The organism is Pedobacter sp. A2324, from assembly GCF_059693705.1.
The window spans coordinates 108,160-129,351 of the sequence record NZ_JCASSK010000003.1; the positions used below are offsets into that span (position 1 = coordinate 108,160).

Below are 21,192 nucleotides of genomic sequence, written 5' to 3' on the forward strand. Positions count from 1 at the left end.
ATCTCCTCATGACAAAATACTGGATGATTTCCTGCTTATTCCTATTCAGCTTTTTATCCTGTAAAAAAAGCGAAACGGCTGATGCTACAAATCCGTCTACAATACCGTCGACTTATGCTTTCTCCTCACTAACGGTAAATGGCAGTTACAACGGACTCTCCTACTATGGCCTGAATACTTTACCTGTATTGAAATTAACCTTCTTATCTAAAATTAACAGCTCCTCTATTGATGGAAACATCATATTAAAAGATCAGGCCGGCAACGCCATATCTTATACTTCGATATTAGAGAACAACGATAATACCGTTGTAGTTACGCCATCTGCGCTACAACCGATTACAAAATATACATTAACGGTGAATCCTGGATTACTTTCCAAAACAGGAAGTAAACTCCAAAGCAGCGTAGTGGTTAATCTCACTACTGCCCCGGATGATACTGATAAATTTTCCCGGATCAGTGATGATGATCTTTTAACCCTGGTTCAAAAGCAAACCTTTAAATATTTCTGGGAGTTTGGGCACCCTGTTAGTGGTTTGGCCAGAGAAAGGAATTCATCCGGGAATATCGTTACTTCCGGTGGTTCAGGATTCGGGGTGATGGCTTTAATCACTGGCATCAGCCGCAATTTTATTAGCCGTGCTGAAGGCCTTGCCCGTATCCGGAAGATGGTATCATTTCTAAAAACCGCCGACCGTTTCCACGGTGCTTATCCCCACTGGCTGGACGGAAGTACAGGCAAAGTTATTCCTTTCAGCACAAAAGATAATGGAGGCGATCTGGTAGAAACTTCTTACCTCATGGCAGGCTTACTCACTGCCAGGCAATATTTCAATGGTACAGATGCAGACGAAACCACATTAAGGAGCGATATCAATACCATTTATAATGCAGTAGAATGGAACTGGTACAGAAAAGATAACAGTAACACATTATACTGGCACTGGAGCCCTACATACAACTGGGATATGAACCTGCCCATCACGGGTTGGAATGAGTGTTTGATCACGTATGTGCTGGCCGCTGCATCCTCTCCTTATGCTATTCCGAAAACAGTTTATGATACTGGCTGGGCAAAGAATGGAGCAATGAAAAATGGCAATACTTACTATGATGTTCAGCTTCCCCTCGGAACTGCTGGCGGAGGACCGTTATTTTTCTCCCATTACTCTTTTATGGGTATTAACCCCATCGGATTAAGTGATGCTTACGCCAATTACGAGACACAAACAAAAGCGCATACACTGATTAATTACAACTACTGCAAGGCCAACCCGGCTGGTAACTATGGATATGGCGAGAACTGCTGGGGATTGACTGCCAGCGACATTCAAAATGGCTATACGGCTAGTTCAACGACCAATGATGTTGGAACAATAGCCCCCACGGCAGCCATCAGCTCAATAGCCTACACACCTGCGGAATCGATGCAGGCTCTAAGATATTTTTATTACAAGTTAGGAAATAAAATGTGGGGAGATTACGGATTCTACGACGCCTTCACCCTGAAAGACGCCTGGTTTGCATCATCAACGCTGGCTATTGATCAGGGGCCTATCGTAGTGATGATCGAAAATTACAGAACGAAATTAATCTGGAACCTTTTTATGAGTGCACCAGAAGTAAGAACCACTATGAAAAACTTAGGTTTTAGCAGCCCTAACCTTTAAATCTATTCCCGATATGAAAGCTACGTTCCGAAAAATACTAATTTTTATCCCACTCACATTATCCTTCTCTTCTTTTGCGCAACAGGCTAAAAAACCTTATCATCCGGAGTTAAGCATTAAAAAGAATTTAACCGATGAGCAGTTGCTCAATCTGGTACAAAAGCAAACCTTTCAATATTTCTGGGATGGAGCAGAGCCTGTTTCAGGTGCAGGCCGGGAGCGTTTTCACGTTGACAATATTTATCCTGAAAATGACAAAAGCACGGTTGCTACAGGTGCGACAGGATTTGGTTTAATGGCAATTCTGAGTGGTATCGACAGGGGCTACGTATCTAAAGCGGATGGCTTGAAGCGCCTGAATAAAATCCTTAATTTTCTGGAGAAAGCAGATCGTTTTCATGGTGCCTGGCCACACTGGCTATATGGTGAAACCGGAAAAGTACGGCCCTTTGGCAAAAAGGATAACGGTGGTGATCTGGTAGAAACATCGTTTATTGCCCAGTCGTTAATCTGCATCAATGCCTACTATCAAAACGGATCAGCCGAGGAAAAAGCTTTGGCAAAAAAAGCAGATGAATTATGGAGAGGCATCGATTTCAACTGGTACCGAAACGGCGGGCAAAATGTACTTTACTGGCACTGGTCCCCTGAGTACCATTGGGAAATGAATTTTCCCGTAAAAGGCTATAACGAATGTTTGATTATGTACGTGCTGGCTGCTTCTTCTCCTACACATACTGTACCCGCGTCAGTTTACCACGAAGGTTGGGCCCGTAAAGGAGAAATCAAAACCAGCTTCGAAGTGTACGGCCATCCTTTTACACTCGACTACCAAGGTCAGAAAGGATCTGTAGGACCATTGTTCTGGGCACATTATTCTTATCTCGGTTTAAATCCAAAAGGCTTAAAAGATCAGTATGCAAATTATTGGGAAAACAATGTAAATCATACACTGGCCATTCACGATTATTGTGTTGCCAACCCAAAAGGCTTTAAAGGCTATAGTGAGAACAGCTGGGGGTTAACTGCAAGTTATTCGGTTAAAGGATACGCGGCACACAATCCTCAGGAAGACTTCGGCGTGATATCCCCTACCGCAGCAATCTCTTCAATTCCATATACACCAAAAGAATCTATGAAAGTGATCAGGTATTTATATGAAAACCTGGGAGAAAAGGTTTGGGGTAAATATGGATTTTATGACGCTTTTTCAGAAACGGATAACTGGTACCCGAAAAGGTATTTAGGCATTGATCAGGGTCCGATGGTGGTGATGATTGAAAACTACCGTTCCGGCTTGCTGTGGAAACTGTTTATGAGTAATAAAGATGTACAAAAAGGGCTTAGCAAGTTAGGTTTTAAAAGTACGGAGATAAAATAATTGACCTAATGTGAGGCATGGAGATGATCTTAAATGAGATGGCTGCGCCCCGGCAATGAATGTGTAAAGTTTACCATATGAGAAAAATCATACTTACCCTTTTCATTTTGACCTCGTTTCTGGTGCTGCATGCCCAGAGGCAAAAAACATACTGTAATCCCATCAATGTTGATTACGGATATACGCCTTTCGAGTCGTTTACTGAATGGGGAAAGCACCGTGCTACAGCTGATCCCGTAATTGTAAATTACAAAGGGGAATTTCTGCTATTCAGCACCAACCAATGGGGTTACTGGCACAGTTCGGATATGCTGAACTGGAAATTTATTGAGCGTAAATTTCTCCGTCCCTGGAACAAAACGAAAGATGAGCTTTGTGCACCTGGAGTGGGAATTATCGGGGATACTGTAGTGGTTTTCGGAAGTACATATACGAAGAATTTTACCTTATGGGGAAGCACTGATCCATTGGGAAACAAATGGTTTCCCCTGGTAGATTCATTAGAAATAGGGGGCTGGGATCCGGCATTCTTCACAGATGATGACGGGAGGTTTTACATGTACAACGGCAGCAGCAATGTATATCCGATGTATGGAATAGAACTGAATCGTAAAACATTTAAACCCATTGGCACACGCACCCCAATGTACCTGTTACAAGGCTGGCGCTATGGCTGGCAAAGGTTTGGAGAGCATATGGACAATACCTTTCTGGATGCCTTTGCTGAAGGGGCATGGATGACCAAGCACAACGGCAAATATTATTTCCAGTATGGGGCACCAGGAACAGAGTTTAGTGGCTATTCGGATGGCGTTGTGGTAGGCAGCAAACCTTTGTTTGATGGGCCGGAGGCTATTCCGCAGTCTGACCCGCTCAGCTATAAAGGTGGCGGTTTCTCGCGGGGCGCAGGCCATGGTGCAACCTTCATGGATAAAAGCAGTAACTACTGGCACATTTCGACCAGCATCATCTGTGTAAAAAACACCTGGGAACGCAGAATGGGCATCTGGCCAACAGGTTTCGATAAGGATGATGTGATGTGGACCAATACTGCTTTCGGCGATTACCCGCTATACCTCCCTTCGGAACGTAAAGAAGGCGGCCCTGCAGGTCCGGGATGGATGCTGATTAACTATAAAAAGCCAGTAACCGTTTCTTCCACCCTCGGTAGTTTTCACGCCAACAACGCAGTTGATGAAAGCATTAAAACCTACTGGAGTGCAAAAACGTCAAATAGTGGCGAATGGATCCAGACTGACCTAGGAAGCCTCGCTACTGTAAATGCCATACAGATTAACTATGCCGATCAGGACGCTGAATTTATCGGAAAGCAGACGGGAATTTATCACCAGTATAAATTATTGTCATCCACAGACGGCAAAAAGTGGACTATGCTGGTTGATAAAAGTAAAAACAAAACTGATGTACCTCACGATTATATTGAACTTGAGAAACCAGTTAAAACCAGATTTATCAAAATGGTGAATATCCATATGCCTACCGGAAAGTTTGCCATTAGCGGTTTACGGATTTTCGGTAATGGGAATGGCCAAAAGCCCGCCGAAGTAAAAAACCTGATTGTACTGAGGACTGAGAAAGATAAACGCAGTGCTTATATTAAATGGCAGCCAGTTGATAATGCTTTTGCCTATAATCTTTATTACGGAACGGCTCCCGATAAGCTTTATAACTGCATCATGATCCACGACTTCAATGAACACTGGTTTAAAGCAATGGACAGTCAGAAAACTTATTATTTCTCTATTGAATCAATCAATGAGAATGGGGTATCGGCCAGAACCGCAGTTAAAAAAGTTGAATAAATTTTAAATGAATTAAACACACATATATATAATGAACAGAGCGAGAATCCTTGTTGTTTTATTAACAACCCTGGTGTTGAATGTTTCGGCACAAACCAAAAAACCTGTATCTGCGGCAGATGCAAAAATGAATACGTTTATCGATAACCTCATGTCGAAAATGACGGTTGATGAAAAAATCGGGCAGCTGAATTTACCAAGTTCGGGAGATATTACTACCGGACAGGCAAACAGCAGCGATATTGGCAAGAAGATAAAGGATGGTCAGGTAGGTGGCTTGTTCAACATTAAGGGTGTTGAAAAAATCAGAGCCGTACAGAAGGTGGCGATAGAAGAAAGCCGGATGAAAATCCCCTTGTTATTTGGAATGGATGTCATCCACGGCTACAATACTGTATTTCCAATTCCGCTGGGAATGAGCTGTACATGGGATATGGCAGCAGTTCAGAAATCAGCAAGGGTGGCTGCTATTGAGGCGAGTGCCAGCGGTATCAACTGGACCTTCTCTCCAATGGTAGACATTTCGCGTGATCCGCGCTGGGGACGTATTTCAGAAGGAAATGGTGAGGATCCGTACCTGGGATCGCAGATTGCAGCGGCTATGGTTAAAGGTTATCAGGGAAAACTACAGGCCAACAACGAGATCCTGGCCTGTGTTAAACACTATGCTTTGTATGGAGCCGCTGAAGCTGGCAGGGATTACAATACCACAGACATGGGCAAAGTACGCATGTATAATGAGTATTTTCCGCCTTATAAAGCTGCTGTTGATGCAGGTGCAGCCAGCATTATGGCTTCCTTTAACGAGGTAGACGGAATTCCGGCGACAGGCAGTAAATGGTTAATGACAGAAGTTTTGCGTAATCAATGGGGCTTTAAAGGCTTTGTGGTTACAGACTACACAGGTATTCCTGAAATGATCGCACATGGTATGGGCGATTTACAGACCGTCTCTGCCCTCGCCATGAACGCAGGTGTTGATATGGATATGGTGGGCGAAGGTTTCTTAGGTACGCTAAAAAAATCATTAGCAGAAAAGAAAGTATCGGTTAATGAGATCAACAGAGCTTGTCGCCTTGTGCTTCAGGCAAAATACAAATTAGGTTTATTTACAGACCCCTATAAATTCTGTGATGCCCAACGTGCGGAAAAGGAAGTATTCAATGCAGAAAACCGCCAGGCAGCCAGAGAGATTTCGGCAGAAAGCTTTGTTTTGCTTAAAAACAACAACAACCTTCTTCCCCTTAAAAAAAGCGGAACAATTGGTTTAATCGGTCCCTTGGCCGACAATACTGCTAATATGTACGGTACCTGGAGTGTTGCAGCTTTGTTCGACAAATCGGTAACCGTGTTACAGGGATTAAAAAATGCAGCAGGCAGTGATGTTAAAATATTAACCGCCCGTGGTTCAAATTTTCTGGCAGATTCAGCCTTAGAGCATCGCTATGTTAACGTTCACAATCCTACTTACAAACGCGATTCAAGGTCGGAGGAAGAGCTGATCAAAGAAGCCTTAAAAGTAGCAGAGAAATCGGATGTCATCGTGACTACTTTAGGTGAAGGCTCAGAATTTACAGGCGAAAGCAGCAGTGTAACTGACATACAGATTCCTGAAACGCAAAAAAACCTGCTAAAGGCTTTGGCTAAAACCGGAAAACCGATTGTATTGGTATTGTTCACCGGACGTCCGCTGGCATTGAAGTGGGAGTCGGAAAACATACCAGCCATTTTAAATGTATGGTTCCCTGGAAGCGAAGCTGGGAATTCCATTGCCGACGTGCTTTTTGGAAAGGTAAATCCTTCAGGTAAACTGAGTGCAACCTTCCCCCAAAACGTTGGTCAGGTGCCATTATACTACGCACACAAGAATACCGGCCGTCCCCTGGCAGAGGGCAAATGGTTTGAAAAGTTCCGCTCCAATTATTTAGATGTAAGCAATGATCCGTTGTATCCTTTCGGTTTCGGTTTAAGCTACACTACATTTACCTACAGCGATGTTAAACTGAGCTCAAATACCTTAACCAAAGGTAAATCAATTACGGCTTCGGTTACGTTGACCAACAGTGGAAAATACGATGGTAAAGAAGTTGTACAATTATATCTCCGCGATTTGGTTGGCAGCATAACCCGCCCGGTAAAAGAATTAAAAGGTTTTCAGAAAGTAAGCCTGAAGGCTGGCGAAAGCAAGACCATTACTTTCAATATTTCAGAAAATGACCTTAAATTTTATAATTCAGATTTAAAATTTGTTGCCGAGCCTGGAGATTTCCAGGTGTTTATTGGTACCAATTCAAGAGATGTTAAAGAAGCGGCATTTGCTTTAAAATAATCAATTCACAAATTGTTAGGTTAGTGTTATGGAACCCTGTGCTATTGTAAAATAGTCAGGGTTTTCTATTTTTGTTGTATGAAAAAGATTTTTCTGGCCATCTGCCTGCTGATTACAGCAAACGCTCTTAACGCTCAGGATTTTAAGAAATATGATAGGGGGAGCTATGTGAAGGGGACAGATTCCATTTACTATAGAATCCTTTTCGCCGAGCAGTTCGACCCAAAACAAAAATATCCGGTGTTATTTGTACTTCATGGTCGTGGAGAGAGTGGCAGTGACAACGAGAAACAGTTAACGCATGGGGCTAAACTTTTTTTGACTGCTGATGTCAGGAAGACCTTCCCGGCCATCGTGATTTTCCCCCAGTGTGCAGCAAATGATTACTGGGCCAATGTAAACATTACCACTAATGACAAAGGCAAAAGAAATTTCAGCTTTGTTGAGGGAGGTAAACCAACAAAGGCCATGCATGCCTTACAGCGAATGGTAAAAGACTTTTTAAAGAAGCCTTTTGTAAACAAACAACAGGTTTATGTTGGAGGGTTATCCATGGGTGGAATGGGCACTTATGAATTATTAAGGAGGCAACGGCGAACCTTCGCCGCAGCGTTTGCCATTTGCGGGGGTGATAATACCAATAACATTAAAAAGTATGAAACGGTGCCCTTATGGATTTTTCACGGAGCGAAAGATGATGTTGTAGATCCGGCTTATTCTATTGCCATTTCAGAACGTTTGAAGATGGTTGGACAGGAAGTCAAGTTTACGCTTTATCCGAATGCAAATCACAACAGCTGGGATAGTGCCTTTGCAGAGCCGGGCTTATTGCCCTGGTTATTTAGCCACAAGAAGTAATAAAAAAACCTCAGCTTATGTAAGCTGAGGTTTTTTATTGTGATTTATTCGGCCATATTATGATAAACCGCCTGTACGTCATCGTCCTCTTCTAATTTGTCGATCAGTTTCAGTACGTCAGCTGCCTGCTCTTCAGTAACCTCGTGATGTGACAATGCGATACGCTCTAATTTTGAGCTTTTCAGTTCAATACCTTTTTCTTCCAATGCTTTTTGCAGAGATCCGAAATTTTCGAAAGCACCTTGTGCAACAGCAACATCATTTCCTTCTTCATCGGCCTCTACATAGAGTTCTTCCAAACCTGCATCGATCAATTCAAACTCCAGTTCTTCCAGATCCAGTCCTTCTGCAGGTACGAAACGAAAAATAGACTTACGATTGAAAACAAAGTCTAATGAACCGGTTTTACCTAGTGAGCCATCAGTTTTGTTGAAATAGCTACGCACGTTTGCCACCGTACGATTGGTATTATCTGTGGCTGTTTCGATAAGTACTGCAACACCGTGAGGTGCGTAACCTTCGTAAACAATCTCTTCATAATTGGCCATAGATTTATCAGAGGCACGCTTGATCGCAGCCTCCACCCTATCTTTTGGCATGTTTACTGCTTTAGCGTTTTGCATAGCCGTACGCAGGCGCGAGTTCGTTTCAGGATGAGGTCCCGATTCCTTAACGGCCATTACAATATCTTTTCCAATACGCGTAAACTGAACAGCCATTTTGGCCCAACGCTTAAATTTTCTCTCTTTTCTAAATTCGAATGCTCTTCCCATTGTTAGTATGAAATATTTTATATCAGGCATTTGTATCAGACATCAAGAAATGTATGCCTGAAAAACACGATCAATTTTATTTATTTTCTATTCCGCTTTATTGTTTCAGCTTTATTATTTTGCTTTAGTTTTTAGCTCTTTTTTAAATTATTTAACATATCTGTTGTCATTTTCGATAAATCGAATTCTGGTTTCCACCCCCAGTCTATCGCGGCGAACTGATCATCAATTGATCTTGGCCAGCTGTTTGCAATTTGCTGACGGGGATCATTATCGGCGTAAGTTAACTTAAAATCGGGAATATGTTTTCTAATTTCTGCCGCCAGTACTTCCGGAGTGAAGCTCACTCCGCCGAAGTTATAACTGCTTCTCACTGAAATCTGATCTGCAGGAGCATCCATTAACTCGATCGTACCACGGATGGCATCATCCATATACATCATAGGAAGTTCGGTTCCCGCACTAAGAAAGCTTTGGTAACTGCCTTTTTTCAATGCTTCGTGAAAAATATGGATAGCATAATCTGTTGTTCCCCCACCAGGTGCAGCTTTCCAGCTGATTAATCCCGGATACCGAATGCTCCGAACGTCCAGTCCGTACTTTTGGTTATAATATTCACACCAGCGTTCGCCGGCAAGCTTACTGATGCCATAAACAGTATTTGGATCCATCACACAATATTGTGAGGTATTATCTTTTGGAGAATTAGGTCCGAAAACGGCGATTGAGCTTGGCCAATACACTTTGGCTACCTTATATTCCAGTGCTAAATCCAAAACGTTCAAAAGACCGTTCATATTCAGGTCCCATGCCAGTTTAGGATTTTGCTCTCCTGTTGCAGATAACAATGCGGCCAACAGATAAACCTGAGTGGGTTTGTACTTTTTGAAAATGCCATTAATCATTTCCTTGTCAAGCACGTTCACAAACTCGAATGGCGCAGAATTTTTGATGTCGTAATCTGGTCTGCGGATGTCGCAGGCCACAACATGATCTTCACCATATATCTTGCGTAGTGTGGTCACCAACTCGGTACCGATTTGTCCGTTGGAACCTAAAACAATAATTTTTTCTTGCATAATGTTTATAGATTTCGCAAAGGTAAAAATTTGATAGAAAAGGGCTATAAAATATTTAAGCTAAGTACGTAGCTTTAACTATATTTTTTCAACCTCAACATTTAAACACCTGCGGTGTTGGGTATTTTGCTACGTTAACAGTTGAGAATAAAATATTTTATTACTTTTACAGTCAGTCACCCTGATAACCAAATAAATAAATGACTCCTCTAGCGCCTGAAAAGTCAATAGATTTAGTGGAGCGTCTTAAGCGAGGCGATAAGCTGGCGTACGAACAAATTTATTTCTCTTTTTCAAAAGCATTACTTATTACGGCATACAGGAAAACTGGTGATAAGGTAGTTGCAGAGGAGCTCGTTCAAAACATTTTTATTTCGCTTTGGCAGAAACATGCAGAGCTGGAAATCAACAACCTTAATGCCTGGCTGTTCGGCGCATTAAAGCTGAGCGTGATTAATCACATCAGAAGCCTGGTAAGCGCAAATAAGTACATGGAGTACCAAACTTTGACCTATTCTGAGCATCATGAAGAGACCAGCAACCTGGTCGACTTGCATGACCTGACATCCATTATCGAAAAAAGCATTAATTCATTGCCGGAAAAAACACAGGAAGTATTCAGGCTAAGCCGCTATCAACACCATTCCACCAAAGACATCGCTGCCGAACTCAACATCTCTGAAAAAGCGGTTGAGTACCACATTACCCGTTCAATCAAGAGAATTAAAGAATACATTAAGAATTTTTACATCTTTTTGTAGTTGAATATCAACGACTTAAAAATATTTTTAAATTTTAAAGCACTTCTCTTTAGGGGTTAGCCCTGCTTGCGTTACTTGTATATTATAGAGCCAAATATTTTTCTTATGAATCAACAGTTACTCAACGATTTGTTATCCCGTTACCAAACCGGGCGTTGCACTGAAGCAGAAATGCTTTGGGTTGATAAGTGGTATCATAATTTAAATCATAAAAACATCACCGATCTTTCTTCAAAAGAACTAGAAGAAATGCAGGATCAGATCTGGTTGAAAATCAATCAAACAAAGCCAGTAGCCGAGAACAAATTCAAAATCAGAAAAATGTGGCCGAAGTTTGCCATTGCCGCTTCAGTTATCATAGCATTTTTACTAGGAGGTTTATACTTGCTCAACTACAATGCCAGCGAGCAATCCTTTATAAGTGATAATGGGGACTTGGAACTGATCAGTAAAACAAATGAAACTGATAGTCTGATTACACTGTCGTTGAGTGACAACAGTACCGTGATGTTAAAACCAAAAGCCAATATTCTATATCCTAAAGTTTTTGCTGCGAAGAAGAGAATGGTTTACCTTAAAGGTGCTGCCTTCTTTACAGTAAGCAAAAATGCAAAGCGGCCTTTTTATGTGTATAATCAAAATCTTGTGGTACGGGTTTTAGGCACCAGCTTTTGGGTTAAATCATCTACAAATGTACTACCTGCGCAGGTTGCGGTGAGAACAGGAAAGGTTCAGGTGGCTGAGAATAAAAATAGCTCGTTATTTAGCACTGAGGAAAAACTGGCTACCCCTATACTGCTCACACCCAATCAAAAAGGCATTTTTAGCAGTCATAACCTCAACAAAACACTCGTAAGTAAGCCTATTCCCCTGGCAGAGGCTTACCATGTGCCATCGAGCTTAAGTTACAATTTTAAAGAAGAAAGCGTTGAGAAGATTTTCAAAACCCTAACAGATGCTTATGGAATTGAAATAAAATCTGATGATGAGCAGATTTTACAGTATACTTTCACAGGAGATTTAAGTAAAAAAGGGCTCTATGAGCAGCTGGATCTTATTTGTGGCACACTTTCCAGCAAATATACCATACAGGGAACCATGATATTGGTTTCTAAGTAAACTAACCAAAATATATAAAAATTATGAAGAGAAAAAACTACCACCACAGTCCATAGCCGCGGCTGCACTTTCCATATTACTTTTCTAAAAACAAAGCCGACAATGTGGGGCATTGCCGGCGAGTTAAATACATTGAAATGTATTCATGGTATTCCTATGTCCAATAAATCCAATCATTTAATGAACAATAACCAAATTTATGAAAAAAAATCAACTTATTTCACTGGCGATATATGCAATGAAAGTTTCGATTTACCAAATACTTGCAATAGTAATTTTTACCTGTGGCGCATTTGCTAAAAATGTCGACGCTCAGGAATTTTTGAATAAATCCATATCGATCAAGGCTGATCAAACCGATATTAAATCAATTATAGAAAAAACGGAACTACTGGCAAACGTGAAGTTTGTTTATAGTCCGCAACTAATCAACTCAGATAGAAAAATATCGATTAACGTCGTTAATCAAAAACTTAAATACTTTCTTGAGAATTCGCTAAAACGTTATGATGTAGGATATAGGATAGTAAAGGACCAGATACTGCTCTATTCTATTCCTGCAAATAACAACCTGGAACTTTTGAAGGCTTTTGAAGGTATTGTAACCGGTAAGGTAACCGACAGTAAAGGTGAGGCTATTCCGGGAGTATCTGTTACCGTAAAAGGCAAAACCATTGGTACAACCACTGATGCGAACGGTAACTTTTCCCTCAAAGGCTTAACTGTCGACAGCCGTGTTTTGGTAGTGAGGTTTGTGGGCTTTATTTCCAAAGAAATTACCCTTTCGCCAGGCAATGCTGATGAAAACCTGAATATAAGCTTATCTGAAGATAATCTTCAGCTGGAAAGTGTAATGGTTACCGGGGGTAATCCGAAGAAAAAACTGGAAAGCAGTGTGGCCTTAACTTCGGTAAGCAACAAAGACATCACTAACAGGGCTCCGTTAAACAGTACTGATTTATTGAAAGCCATACCGGGCTTAACAGTTGAAAGTACAGGTGGCGACGGTCCGGGTAACGTTTGGGTGCGTGGATTTCCGCAGCAAGGCGGATACATATTCCTGGGTATTCAGGAGGATGGTTTACCCTTATTGCCTACCGGCTTCAATACCAACCCATCGGTTGATCAATATTACAAAACCGATTTAACGATTCAGAATATTGAAGCGATAAGAGGAGGAAATGCATCTATTGTTCAGGCCAATACACCGGGTGCTGTGGTAAACAACATCAGTTATGTGGGCGCCGACAAGCAATATGGGCAGTTCAAGTTCACAACCGGTTTCTCACAGGGTCTATACCGTTTCGACGGCAATACCGGAGGAAAGATTAGCAATAATATTAAGTATAACATAGGAGGATTTTACCGTACCGATAATGGTGTGGTTGACCAGGGCTTCAATCCGGCAAACCAGGGCGGGCAGATTAAAGGCAACATGACTTTTAATTTTAAGAATAACAAAGGTTTCTTTCGGGTGTATGGCAAATATTTAAATGACAAGGTTCAGTTTTTATTAACCAGCTATTATCCATACGATGGAACGGGCAAACCAACAACCTACCGCGATTACAATATGGCCACGCAATCAATCGTTCCCGTTCAAACCGAATGGAGTTATAACGATCCGGTAACAGGTGCCCATAATTTCAGTTTAACTGATGGTATACATACCAAATTAGGTTCAGCTGGATTTCAGTTCAACTACACCACCGATGGCGGATGGCAAATTGTAAACAACTTCCGTTATCAGAACACGCATACCAATTCTACTTACACTGCTGCCGCAGGAATTGCAGCCAGAACAGCGGCTACCCCGTATTATTATCCGGGTGGTGCAGTAGCGCCTTTTGTTGCGGGAGACTATGTGATTACCTCTAATGCACAAGGACAGATCAATAAGGATGTTCAGGTAGTTGATTACCTTGATTTGAGAAAAACCATCAGAAACCATAGTTTAAATATAGGTGCCGGAATACATCAGTATAACCGTGACGATCAACGTTATGCTTTCCGTTCCTATACAGAATTTAAAGAACATCCAAGCATCATTCTGCAGTCACCTACCGCCTTAGAAAGAACTATTCAGACTAAAAACACTTTCATTGGTGATACCCGGACACTTTCCTTGTATGCAGGTGATGAGATCAAAATCTCAGAGAAATTCCGTTTGGATATCGGTGCACGCATCGACAACCAGAATGTGAAAGGCGACAGACCTTATTATGCGTTAAATGCAAATGGTACAGTAAACATCACAGCCTCCGCCACGCCGAATATTCTGGGTTATACAGCTTATGATGAAACTTTAACCAATTGGGCAGCTTCAGTTGGTGCAAACTATAAGATCAGTAATACTTCAAGTGTTTTTGCCCGTGCGACAAAAGCTTACAACGCACCTAACATTGGCGACTATAATGCTTCTGCCTACAATGCGGCCAACATTAAGAAACGTCCCGTATACTTAGGTGAAATCGGCTTCAAATATGCGAAGAACAATCTGGCTATTTTTGCATCAGGCAGTTATTCAGCTATCAAAAATACCTCATTAACCATCAATGTCCCTACAACAGCAGCGGGTCTGCAAGCTTTGGTTGCATTCGGCTCAACCCGTACCTGGAGTGCTGAATACGAGGTTTCATACAAAATTGCCAAGCCGTTAAGTTTAAGGCTTACTGGTACCCTACAAGACTCAAAATATACAGATTACGAAGCCAACACCGCCGGAAACGCTGCCGTTGCCGCAGAATTCGGCAACCGCATTTATAGCTTTACTGGTAACAGAACCGAAAGGGTACCAGTTCTGAATACTGAACTAGGCGCTAATTATGAATATAAAAACTTCAATTTATACGTTGCTGCTAATTATGTGGGTAGTCGTTATACTTCTCCAAGCGACAGTTATGAATTACCGGCTTATGTAGTGATGAAAGCCGGAGCAGGTTACAACTTCACTAAAAAAATAGCATTAAGATTTTGGGCAGACAACTTGTTAAATGCAAAGGTGCTGACCGAGGGTGATGTACGCGGAGATCAGTTCAGAAACTTCTCGACTGTAACTCCTGGTCAACTGATGATTGGCAGAACTTTACTTCAACGTACTTTCTGGGGATCATTGGCCTATTCATTTTAACAAAAAAAGCCGGGGTTATGCTCCGGCTTTTTAATTTAAAAAACATGATGACAACAAGAAGATCATTTTTACAGAAAGCAGGTTTAGCAAGTGCTGCTGTCTTATTAAGTCCATCGGTAATTACCTCAGCGCTGGCACAGTATCCCAAAGTTTCGAAAATTGGCCTTGGACTTTTCACGCTAAGGGAGCAACTAACAGCCGACGTAAAAGCCACTATTGAACATGTAGCAAAAATTGGCTACAACCAGGTAGAAACTTATTATGGTTACCCTGGCAAATATGAGGTAAAAGGTTTTTGGGGACTGGAAGCAAAAGACTTCAATGCTTTGCTTAAAGCCAACCAACTTACCTCGCCAAGCGGACATTATAATACAACCGAATTCTTATCAATGGGCAATGACAAAGTTTTAAAGACCCATATCGAGGTGGCAAACAGTGTTGGTCAGAAATACTTCGTGATCCCTGCATTACCTACGGATGTGAGAACAAACGGATCTCTGGATGATTATAAAAAAATGGCGGCAAAGTTCAATACCGCGGCAGAATGGTGTAAGGATGCAGGTATGAAACTGGCCTATCACAATCATAACTTCGAATTTAAGGACCAGGGAAACGGCGCCACAGGCTATGATATTCTGCTGAATGAAACAGATGCGAAACTGGTGGGCTTTGAACTTGATATCTTCTGGGCGGTGAACGCAGGTTTGAATCCGGTAGAAATGTTTAAGAAAAATCCCGGACGGTACAAAATGTTTCATGTGAAGGATATGGATAAGCAGGACAAATCTGTTTTCACCGAAGTAGGAACAGGTGTAATCAATTTCAAGGAAATTTTTGCTGCTTCCAAAACAGCAGGTTTGGAATACTTATTCGCAGAACAGGATTTGATTAAAAAGGAACCTTTTGAAAGCGTAACCGAAAGCTATAATTATATCAAAAATCATTTGGTTTAAGTCAGAAAACGACAAATGAAGAATTTGTGATGGATAAATTCCTGGTTAGTAAATGTACTTTTTACACGAAGTATTTTGGGATAAAAAACATTATTTAAACGTTATTAAGACGCATAAAACTGCTTTATTTAGAATAATTCTACGTGGTAACAATCGCATTGCAGACCTTATTTTGGGGGATCAATATTCATTTTTACCACATATATTTTCTAATATTACTCATTCAACACATAAGTAACCAAAATATAAAATCATAAAACAATGCACAGAAGAGAAGCACTCAAAAACGTTGCATTTTTACTGGGGGGAGCAATCTCAGCGAGTACGATGGGCGTTTTATTCGAAAGTTTCACGCTCCCTGAGAACGAGAAGAACTTCGTATCATTTGCTGCCGGAGATGAAAAGATTTTCGCAGAATTTGCTGACATCATTGTACCAACCACCAAAACATCTGCCGGAGCCAAAGCTGCAGGCTTAGGTAAGTTTATCCCGATGATGATTCAGGACTGTTATCCAAAGGAAATGCAAAGCTCATTCGCTAAAGGCTTTACCGCACTTCAGGATAAATCAATGAAAGATTTCGGAAAGTCGTACCTGGCGCTAACCGTTCCGGAAAGAACCAAGCTCATGGTAGATTTACGATTAATGGCAATTGCACCGAAAGAAAGTAAGTTGCCGGAGAACAAAGACCTGGAGTACTTCTTTATCACCGCAAGAGACCTTACTTTACTGGGTTATTATTCTTCGGAAATAGGATGCACAAAAGCCCGCGAATATGTGCTTGTTCCAGGCAGATATGACGGCAATGCAAAACTGAAACCAGGTCAAAAATCCTGGGCAACCTAATTTCTAAAATACAACGACAAAACATCATGAATTTAAATACAAATTTAAAAGAGGAGAATACCTACGATGCTATCGTTATAGGATCGGGTATCAGTGGCGGCTGGGCTGCAAAAGAACTGACTGAAAAAGGCTTACGTGTTCTGATGCTCGAAAGAGGTATGAATATCGAACACATCACCGGTTACGAAACCGCAATGAAAAGTCCATGGGAATTTCAGCATGCCGGCCGTTTAACAGAAGAGCAGAAACGAACTCACCCAGTTCAAAAGAGAGATTATCCTTATCAGGAAGCAAACGAAAAATGGTGGGTGAATGATTTAGACTGCCCTTATACGGAAGATAAAAGATTTGACTGGTACCGCGGTTTCCACGTAGGTGGTAAATCATTGATGTGGGGCCGCCAAAGTTATCGCCTGAGTGACCATAACTTTGAAGATAACGCAAAGGACGGTCATGGGGCAGACTGGCCTGTTCGCTATGCAGAACTTTCTCCATGGTATGACTATGCTGAGCGGTTTGCAGGGATCAGTGGTTCAAAAGAAAACTGGTCGACTTGTCCTGACGGGCAATTCTTGCCTCCAATGGATTTAAACATTGTTGAAAAATCGGTTAAAGCCCGTATAGAAGAGCACTATAAAAGAGAGCGGATTATGATGATTGGCCGCGTTGCCAATTTGACTGTTCCCCACAAAGGCCGTGGAAACTGCCAGTACCGTAACCTCTGCAGCCGCGGATGTCCGTTTGGTGCGTATTTTAGTACACAGTCATCTACCCTGCCAGCGGCAATGGCTACCAAACGCTTAACGGTAAGACCTTACTCTATTGTGAACCACATCATTTATGATAAGGACACCAAAAAAGCCAAAGGTGTAATGGTAATCGATGCGGAAACAAACAAAACAATGGAGTTTTATGCCAAAATTGTATTTGTTAACGGTTCGACACTAGGTTCTACTTTCATCCTATTAAACTCCACTTCAGAAGCACATCCAAATGGATTGGGTAATGGTAGCGGACAATTAGGTCACAACCTGATGGATCACCACTTCCGTTGCGGCGCATCGGGCGAAGCAGAAGGTTTTGATGATAAATATACTTACGGGCGCCGTGCCAATGGTATTTATGTTCCAAGATACCAGAATATTGGCAATGATAAACGCGATTATCTGCGTGGCTTTGGTTACCAGGGCGGTGCAAGCCGGGCCAACTGGCAAAGTGATGTAGCAGAACTTTCTTTTGGTTCAGGCCTGAAAGAAAAGATGACCAAACCTGGTAAATGGACCATGGGTCTTGGTGGTTTTGGAGAGATGCTGCCTTACTATGAAAACAAAGTGTACATCGACAAAACCAAAAAAGATAAATGGGGACAACCGGTGTTGGCTATTGATTGCGAATACAAGGAAAATGAGAAAAAAATGCGTGTGGATATGATGAATGATGCAGCTGAAATGTTAGAGAAAGCCGGCATGAAAAATATCAAAACATACGATAATGGCTGCTATCCTGGTATGGCTATCCATGAAATGGGTACTGCTAGAATGGGTAAAGATCCAAAAACTTCAGTATTGAACAAGTGGAACCAAATGCATGAGGTGAGCAATGTTTTCGTAACCGACGGTTCGTGCATGCCTTCTATTGCCTGCCAGAATCCTTCGTTAACATTTATGGCATTAACTGCCCGTGCTGCAGATTATGCAGTAAAAGAACTGAAGAAAAACAATATTTAAAAAGGTTACAAGTGTGAGGTATAAGGTTTAGGATGTAATCATCCATAACCTTATACCTCTTGCCTTAAACCCTATCCCTTTAGCATGAACAGAAAACTTAGAATGGGCATGATTGGTGGTGGAAAAGACGCTTTTATAGGCGCTGTTCACCGCCTGGCAGCCAATATGGACGGTTTAATTGAATTGGTTGCCGGGGCGCTTAGCGTAAACCCGGAAACTGCAATTGAATCAGGAAAGATTCTTTTTTTAGCAGAAAACCGTACGTACCTCAACTATGAGGAAATGTTGAAAGCAGAAAGTGAACTTCCTGCAGATCAGAAAATAGATTTCGTAACCATTGTAACCCCTAATTTTGCGCACTTTGCACCTGCAATGACGGCACTTGATTATGGTTTCAATGTAGTGATAGAAAAACCGATTACTTTAACCCTTGAAGAAGCTAAACAGCTGAAGCAAAAGGTTGATGAAACCGGTTTAACTTTGTGCTTAACCCATACCTATTCGGGTTACCCGATGGTGAAGCAAGCCCGTCAGATGGTTAAAGATGGTGCTTTAGGTAAAATCAGAAAAATCATGGTAGAGTATCCGCAAGGCTGGTTAAGTACGCTTTCCGAAAGAGAAGGCAATGCACAGGCCGCATGGCGTACTGATCCAAAAAAATCTGGCAAAAGCGGTTCAATGGGCGACATTGGCACCCATGCTGCTCAATTAGCTGAATATATTTCCGGCTTGCAGATTTCAAAGGTTTGTGCCGATTTAAACATTGTAGTAGAGGGACGCCAGATCGACGATGATGGTAATGTGCTGTTGAAATTCGACAATGGAGCAAACGGCGTATTAATTGCCTCACAAATTGCAGCAGGAGAAGAGAACGCATTAAAAATTAAAATTTACGGTGAAAAAGGAGGTTTGGAATGGCACCAGATGGAGCCGAATACCCTGATTGCGAAATGGCAAACTGCACCTGCTCAGATTTACCGTGCCGGAAATGGTTATCTAAGTACCACGGCAGCTCACAATACACGTACCCCTGGGGGGCATCCTGAAGGTTATCTGGAAGCTTTCGCCAACATTTACCGCAACTTCGCCCTTACCGTTAGTGCGAAATTAAATCATGAAACACCTACAGCAGAGATGCTAGATTTTCCAACCGTTAACGATGGCATCCGCGGGATGGCATTTATTGAAAACGTCGTGGAATCGAGTGCATCGACTGAAAAATGGTTAGACTTTAAAATATAATCAGATATGACTACGATTAAAGGGCCTGCTGTATTCTTAGCTCAGTTTATCAGTGATGAAGCACCATTTAATTCGCTCGAGAACATCTGCGAATGGGCAAAGGGCTTAGGTTTTAAAGGTATTCAAATGCCTACCCTTGATACACGCTTTATTGATTTGCAGAAAGCTGCGGAAAGTAAAACCTATGCAGATGAGTTAAAAGGCAAAATCGCTTCGTACGGTTTAGAGATTACTGAACTTTCCACCCACCTTCAGGGTCAGCTGGTAGCCGTACACCCGGCCTACGACGATTTGTTTGATGCCTTCGCACCGAAAGAATTACATAAAAACCCAAAAGCGAGAACAGAATGGGCAGTTCAACAATTAAAGTTTGCAGCAAAAGCTTCTGAAAACCTGGGTTTAAATGCCCACGCTACTTTTAGCGGCTCCCTTTTATGGCAATATTTCCATCCATGGCCCCAACGCCCTGCCGGATTGGTAGAAGAAGGCTTTGCAGAACTGGCTAAACGCTGGACACCTATCTTAAATGAATTTGATCAATGCGGTGTGGATGTATGCTATGAAATTCATCCGGGGGAAGATTTATTCGACGGGGAGACATATGAAATGTTTTTAAAAGCCGTTAATAATCATCCTCGTGCCTGTCTGCTTTATGATCCGTCGCACTTTGTATTACAGCAACTGGATTATATTCAGTATATTGATTTTTACCACGAGCGCATAAAAGCTTTCCATGTTAAAGATGCTGAATTTAATCCAACCGGCAAGCAGGGTACTTTTGGAGGTTATCAAAGCTGGGCCAACCGTGCAGGTAGATACCGTTCACCGGGTGATGGCCAGGTTGATTTTAAAACCATTTTTAGTAAATTGGCTCAGTACGATTTTAAAGGTTGGGCAGTAATGGAATGGGAATGCTGCATTAAGAACCAGGAAGATGGTGCCAGAGAAGGTGCAGAATTTATCAAGAAAAACATTATCAACGTAACGGAAAAAGCTTTTGACGATTTTGCAGCATCAGGAAGTGACAGCAACTTCAATAAAAAAATATTGGGACTATAAGATTAACACACACAAGTAAAACAATAAACACATGAAAAAAACATTTTTAATTTTAGGCGCGGTAGTGATATTTATGGCGTCTTTTTCAAAGGCCGATCTGGAGAGAGAGAAAACAATTGTTGCAACGGCAACAGTGGCTAACCACGAAATGCAAGTGAGCGCGGGCGAAAAGCTGATCAATAAATCAGACTGTATCGGTTGCCATAACAAGCTTAATAAAATCATTGGCCCTGCTTACGTAGATATCGCCAAAAAATACCCGGCAACTGAAAAAAACATCAACTTACTGGCAGATAAAATCATCAAAGGAGGAACAGGTGTTTGGGGTTCGATGCCAATGACCGCACATGCTTCGTTGAAGAAAGATGATGCGAAATTAATGGTGAAGTATATCTTATCTTTAAAGAAAAAATAATCAAACCTAATTAGCAAATCGATT

The 21,192-nt window shown here is 41.7% G+C and carries 16 protein-coding genes; 14 read left to right on the plus strand and 2 right to left on the minus strand.

What is annotated here, in order from left to right; all coding sequences use genetic code 11:
• Positions 1 to 8: 8 nt before the first annotated feature.
• The 5 genes from AC570I_RS09775 (at position 9) to AC570I_RS09795 (ending at position 8,064) form a co-directional block, all read left to right on the plus strand.
• Positions 9 to 1,673: a glucoamylase family protein gene (locus AC570I_RS09775; RefSeq protein WP_497405313.1), complete on the plus strand. Its 1,665-nt coding sequence runs from the start codon at positions 9 to 11 to the stop codon at positions 1,671 to 1,673.
• Positions 1,674 to 1,686: 13 nt separating this feature from the next.
• A complete protein-coding gene (locus tag AC570I_RS09780; RefSeq protein ID WP_497405314.1) occupies positions 1,687 to 3,054 on the plus strand; it encodes a glucoamylase family protein in 1,368 nt (455 codons plus the stop codon).
• A 77-nt stretch (positions 3,055 to 3,131) separates the two neighbouring features.
• Positions 3,132 to 4,877 (plus strand): discoidin domain-containing protein, encoded by a 1,746-nt coding sequence (locus AC570I_RS09785; protein ID WP_497405315.1) that lies wholly within the window; start codon positions 3,132 to 3,134, stop codon positions 4,875 to 4,877.
• 31 nt (positions 4,878 to 4,908) lie between these two features.
• Complete coding sequence (gene bglX, locus AC570I_RS09790; RefSeq protein ID WP_497405316.1) at positions 4,909 to 7,206, plus strand: beta-glucosidase BglX; 2,298 nt, start codon at positions 4,909 to 4,911, stop codon at positions 7,204 to 7,206.
• 78 nt (positions 7,207 to 7,284) lie between these two features.
• Positions 7,285 to 8,064: a carboxylesterase family protein gene (locus AC570I_RS09795; RefSeq protein WP_497405317.1), complete on the plus strand. Its 780-nt coding sequence runs from the start codon at positions 7,285 to 7,287 to the stop codon at positions 8,062 to 8,064.
• A gap of 44 nt (positions 8,065 to 8,108) precedes the next feature.
• On the opposite strand, the gene AC570I_RS09800 is transcribed toward AC570I_RS09795, so the two are convergent.
• Together AC570I_RS09800 and AC570I_RS09805 are read right to left on the minus strand one after the other, a co-directional pair.
• A complete protein-coding gene (locus tag AC570I_RS09800; protein WP_047799035.1) occupies positions 8,109 to 8,837 on the minus strand; it encodes a YebC/PmpR family DNA-binding transcriptional regulator in 729 nt (242 codons plus the stop codon).
• 131 nt (positions 8,838 to 8,968) lie between these two features.
• Positions 8,969 to 9,916: an NAD-dependent epimerase/dehydratase family protein gene (locus AC570I_RS09805; RefSeq protein ID WP_497405318.1), complete on the minus strand. Its 948-nt coding sequence runs from the start codon at positions 9,914 to 9,916 to the stop codon at positions 8,969 to 8,971.
• A gap of 200 nt (positions 9,917 to 10,116) precedes the next feature.
• Between AC570I_RS09805 and AC570I_RS09810 the strand changes: the two genes are divergently transcribed.
• From AC570I_RS09810 to AC570I_RS09850, 9 genes are all read left to right on the plus strand, one after another.
• Positions 10,117 to 10,677 carry a sigma-70 family RNA polymerase sigma factor gene (locus AC570I_RS09810; protein ID WP_497405319.1) on the plus strand — a complete coding sequence of 187 codons (561 nt, stop codon included), beginning with the start codon at positions 10,117 to 10,119 and terminating at the stop codon, positions 10,675 to 10,677.
• Positions 10,678 to 10,782: 105 nt separating this feature from the next.
• Positions 10,783 to 11,796: a FecR family protein gene (locus AC570I_RS09815; protein ID WP_497405320.1), complete on the plus strand. Its 1,014-nt coding sequence runs from the start codon at positions 10,783 to 10,785 to the stop codon at positions 11,794 to 11,796.
• A 199-nt stretch (positions 11,797 to 11,995) separates the two neighbouring features.
• A complete protein-coding gene (locus AC570I_RS09820; protein WP_497405321.1) occupies positions 11,996 to 14,926 on the plus strand; it encodes a TonB-dependent receptor in 2,931 nt (976 codons plus the stop codon).
• A gap of 44 nt (positions 14,927 to 14,970) precedes the next feature.
• Positions 14,971 to 15,879: a TIM barrel protein gene (locus tag AC570I_RS09825; protein WP_497405322.1), complete on the plus strand. Its 909-nt coding sequence runs from the start codon at positions 14,971 to 14,973 to the stop codon at positions 15,877 to 15,879.
• Between the two features lie 261 nt (positions 15,880 to 16,140).
• On the plus strand, positions 16,141 to 16,725 hold the full coding sequence (locus AC570I_RS09830; protein WP_047798568.1) for a gluconate 2-dehydrogenase subunit 3 family protein: 585 nt from the start codon (positions 16,141 to 16,143) through the stop codon (positions 16,723 to 16,725).
• 26 nt (positions 16,726 to 16,751) lie between these two features.
• Complete coding sequence (locus AC570I_RS09835; RefSeq protein ID WP_197082374.1) at positions 16,752 to 18,452, plus strand: GMC oxidoreductase; 1,701 nt, start codon at positions 16,752 to 16,754, stop codon at positions 18,450 to 18,452.
• A gap of 84 nt (positions 18,453 to 18,536) precedes the next feature.
• Positions 18,537 to 19,694, plus strand: a complete 1,158-nt coding sequence (locus AC570I_RS09840) for a Gfo/Idh/MocA family protein (RefSeq protein WP_497405323.1) — start codon at positions 18,537 to 18,539, stop codon at positions 19,692 to 19,694.
• A 6-nt stretch (positions 19,695 to 19,700) separates the two neighbouring features.
• Complete coding sequence (locus tag AC570I_RS09845; protein WP_047798571.1) at positions 19,701 to 20,753, plus strand: sugar phosphate isomerase/epimerase family protein; 1,053 nt, start codon at positions 19,701 to 19,703, stop codon at positions 20,751 to 20,753.
• A 31-nt stretch (positions 20,754 to 20,784) separates the two neighbouring features.
• Entirely contained in the window at positions 20,785 to 21,168 is a 384-nt protein-coding gene (locus tag AC570I_RS09850) for a c-type cytochrome (protein WP_497405324.1), read from the plus strand.
• The last annotated feature ends 24 nt before the right edge of the window (positions 21,169 to 21,192 follow it).

Excerpts from the sequence above, each read along its gene's own strand:
- AC570I_RS09835 (WP_197082374.1), top strand. The coding sequence starts at position 16,752 with ATGAATTTAAATACAAATTTAAAAGAGGAGAATACCTACGATGCTATC.
- bglX (WP_497405316.1), top strand. The coding sequence starts at position 4,909 with ATGAACAGAGCGAGAATCCTTGTTGTTTTATTAACAACCCTGGTGTTG.
- AC570I_RS09825 (WP_497405322.1), top strand. The coding sequence starts at position 14,971 with ATGATGACAACAAGAAGATCATTTTTACAGAAAGCAGGTTTAGCAAGT.
- AC570I_RS09850 (WP_497405324.1), top strand. The coding sequence starts at position 20,785 with ATGAAAAAAACATTTTTAATTTTAGGCGCGGTAGTGATATTTATGGCG.
- AC570I_RS09815 (WP_497405320.1), top strand. The coding sequence starts at position 10,783 with ATGAATCAACAGTTACTCAACGATTTGTTATCCCGTTACCAAACCGGG.
- AC570I_RS09780 (WP_497405314.1), top strand. The coding sequence starts at position 1,687 with ATGAAAGCTACGTTCCGAAAAATACTAATTTTTATCCCACTCACATTA.
- AC570I_RS09840 (WP_497405323.1), top strand. The coding sequence starts at position 18,537 with ATGAACAGAAAACTTAGAATGGGCATGATTGGTGGTGGAAAAGACGCT.
- AC570I_RS09795 (WP_497405317.1), top strand. The coding sequence starts at position 7,285 with ATGAAAAAGATTTTTCTGGCCATCTGCCTGCTGATTACAGCAAACGCT.
- AC570I_RS09810 (WP_497405319.1), top strand. The coding sequence starts at position 10,117 with ATGACTCCTCTAGCGCCTGAAAAGTCAATAGATTTAGTGGAGCGTCTT.
- AC570I_RS09785 (WP_497405315.1), top strand. The coding sequence starts at position 3,132 with ATGAGAAAAATCATACTTACCCTTTTCATTTTGACCTCGTTTCTGGTG.
- AC570I_RS09830 (WP_047798568.1), top strand. The coding sequence starts at position 16,141 with ATGCACAGAAGAGAAGCACTCAAAAACGTTGCATTTTTACTGGGGGGA.
- AC570I_RS09800 (WP_047799035.1), bottom strand. The coding sequence starts at position 8,837 with ATGGGAAGAGCATTCGAATTTAGAAAAGAGAGAAAATTTAAGCGTTGG.
- AC570I_RS09805 (WP_497405318.1), bottom strand. The coding sequence starts at position 9,916 with ATGCAAGAAAAAATTATTGTTTTAGGTTCCAACGGACAAATCGGTACC.
- AC570I_RS09820 (WP_497405321.1), top strand. The coding sequence starts at position 11,996 with ATGAAAAAAAATCAACTTATTTCACTGGCGATATATGCAATGAAAGTT.
- AC570I_RS09775 (WP_497405313.1), top strand. The coding sequence starts at position 9 with ATGACAAAATACTGGATGATTTCCTGCTTATTCCTATTCAGCTTTTTA.
- AC570I_RS09845 (WP_047798571.1), top strand. The coding sequence starts at position 19,701 with ATGACTACGATTAAAGGGCCTGCTGTATTCTTAGCTCAGTTTATCAGT.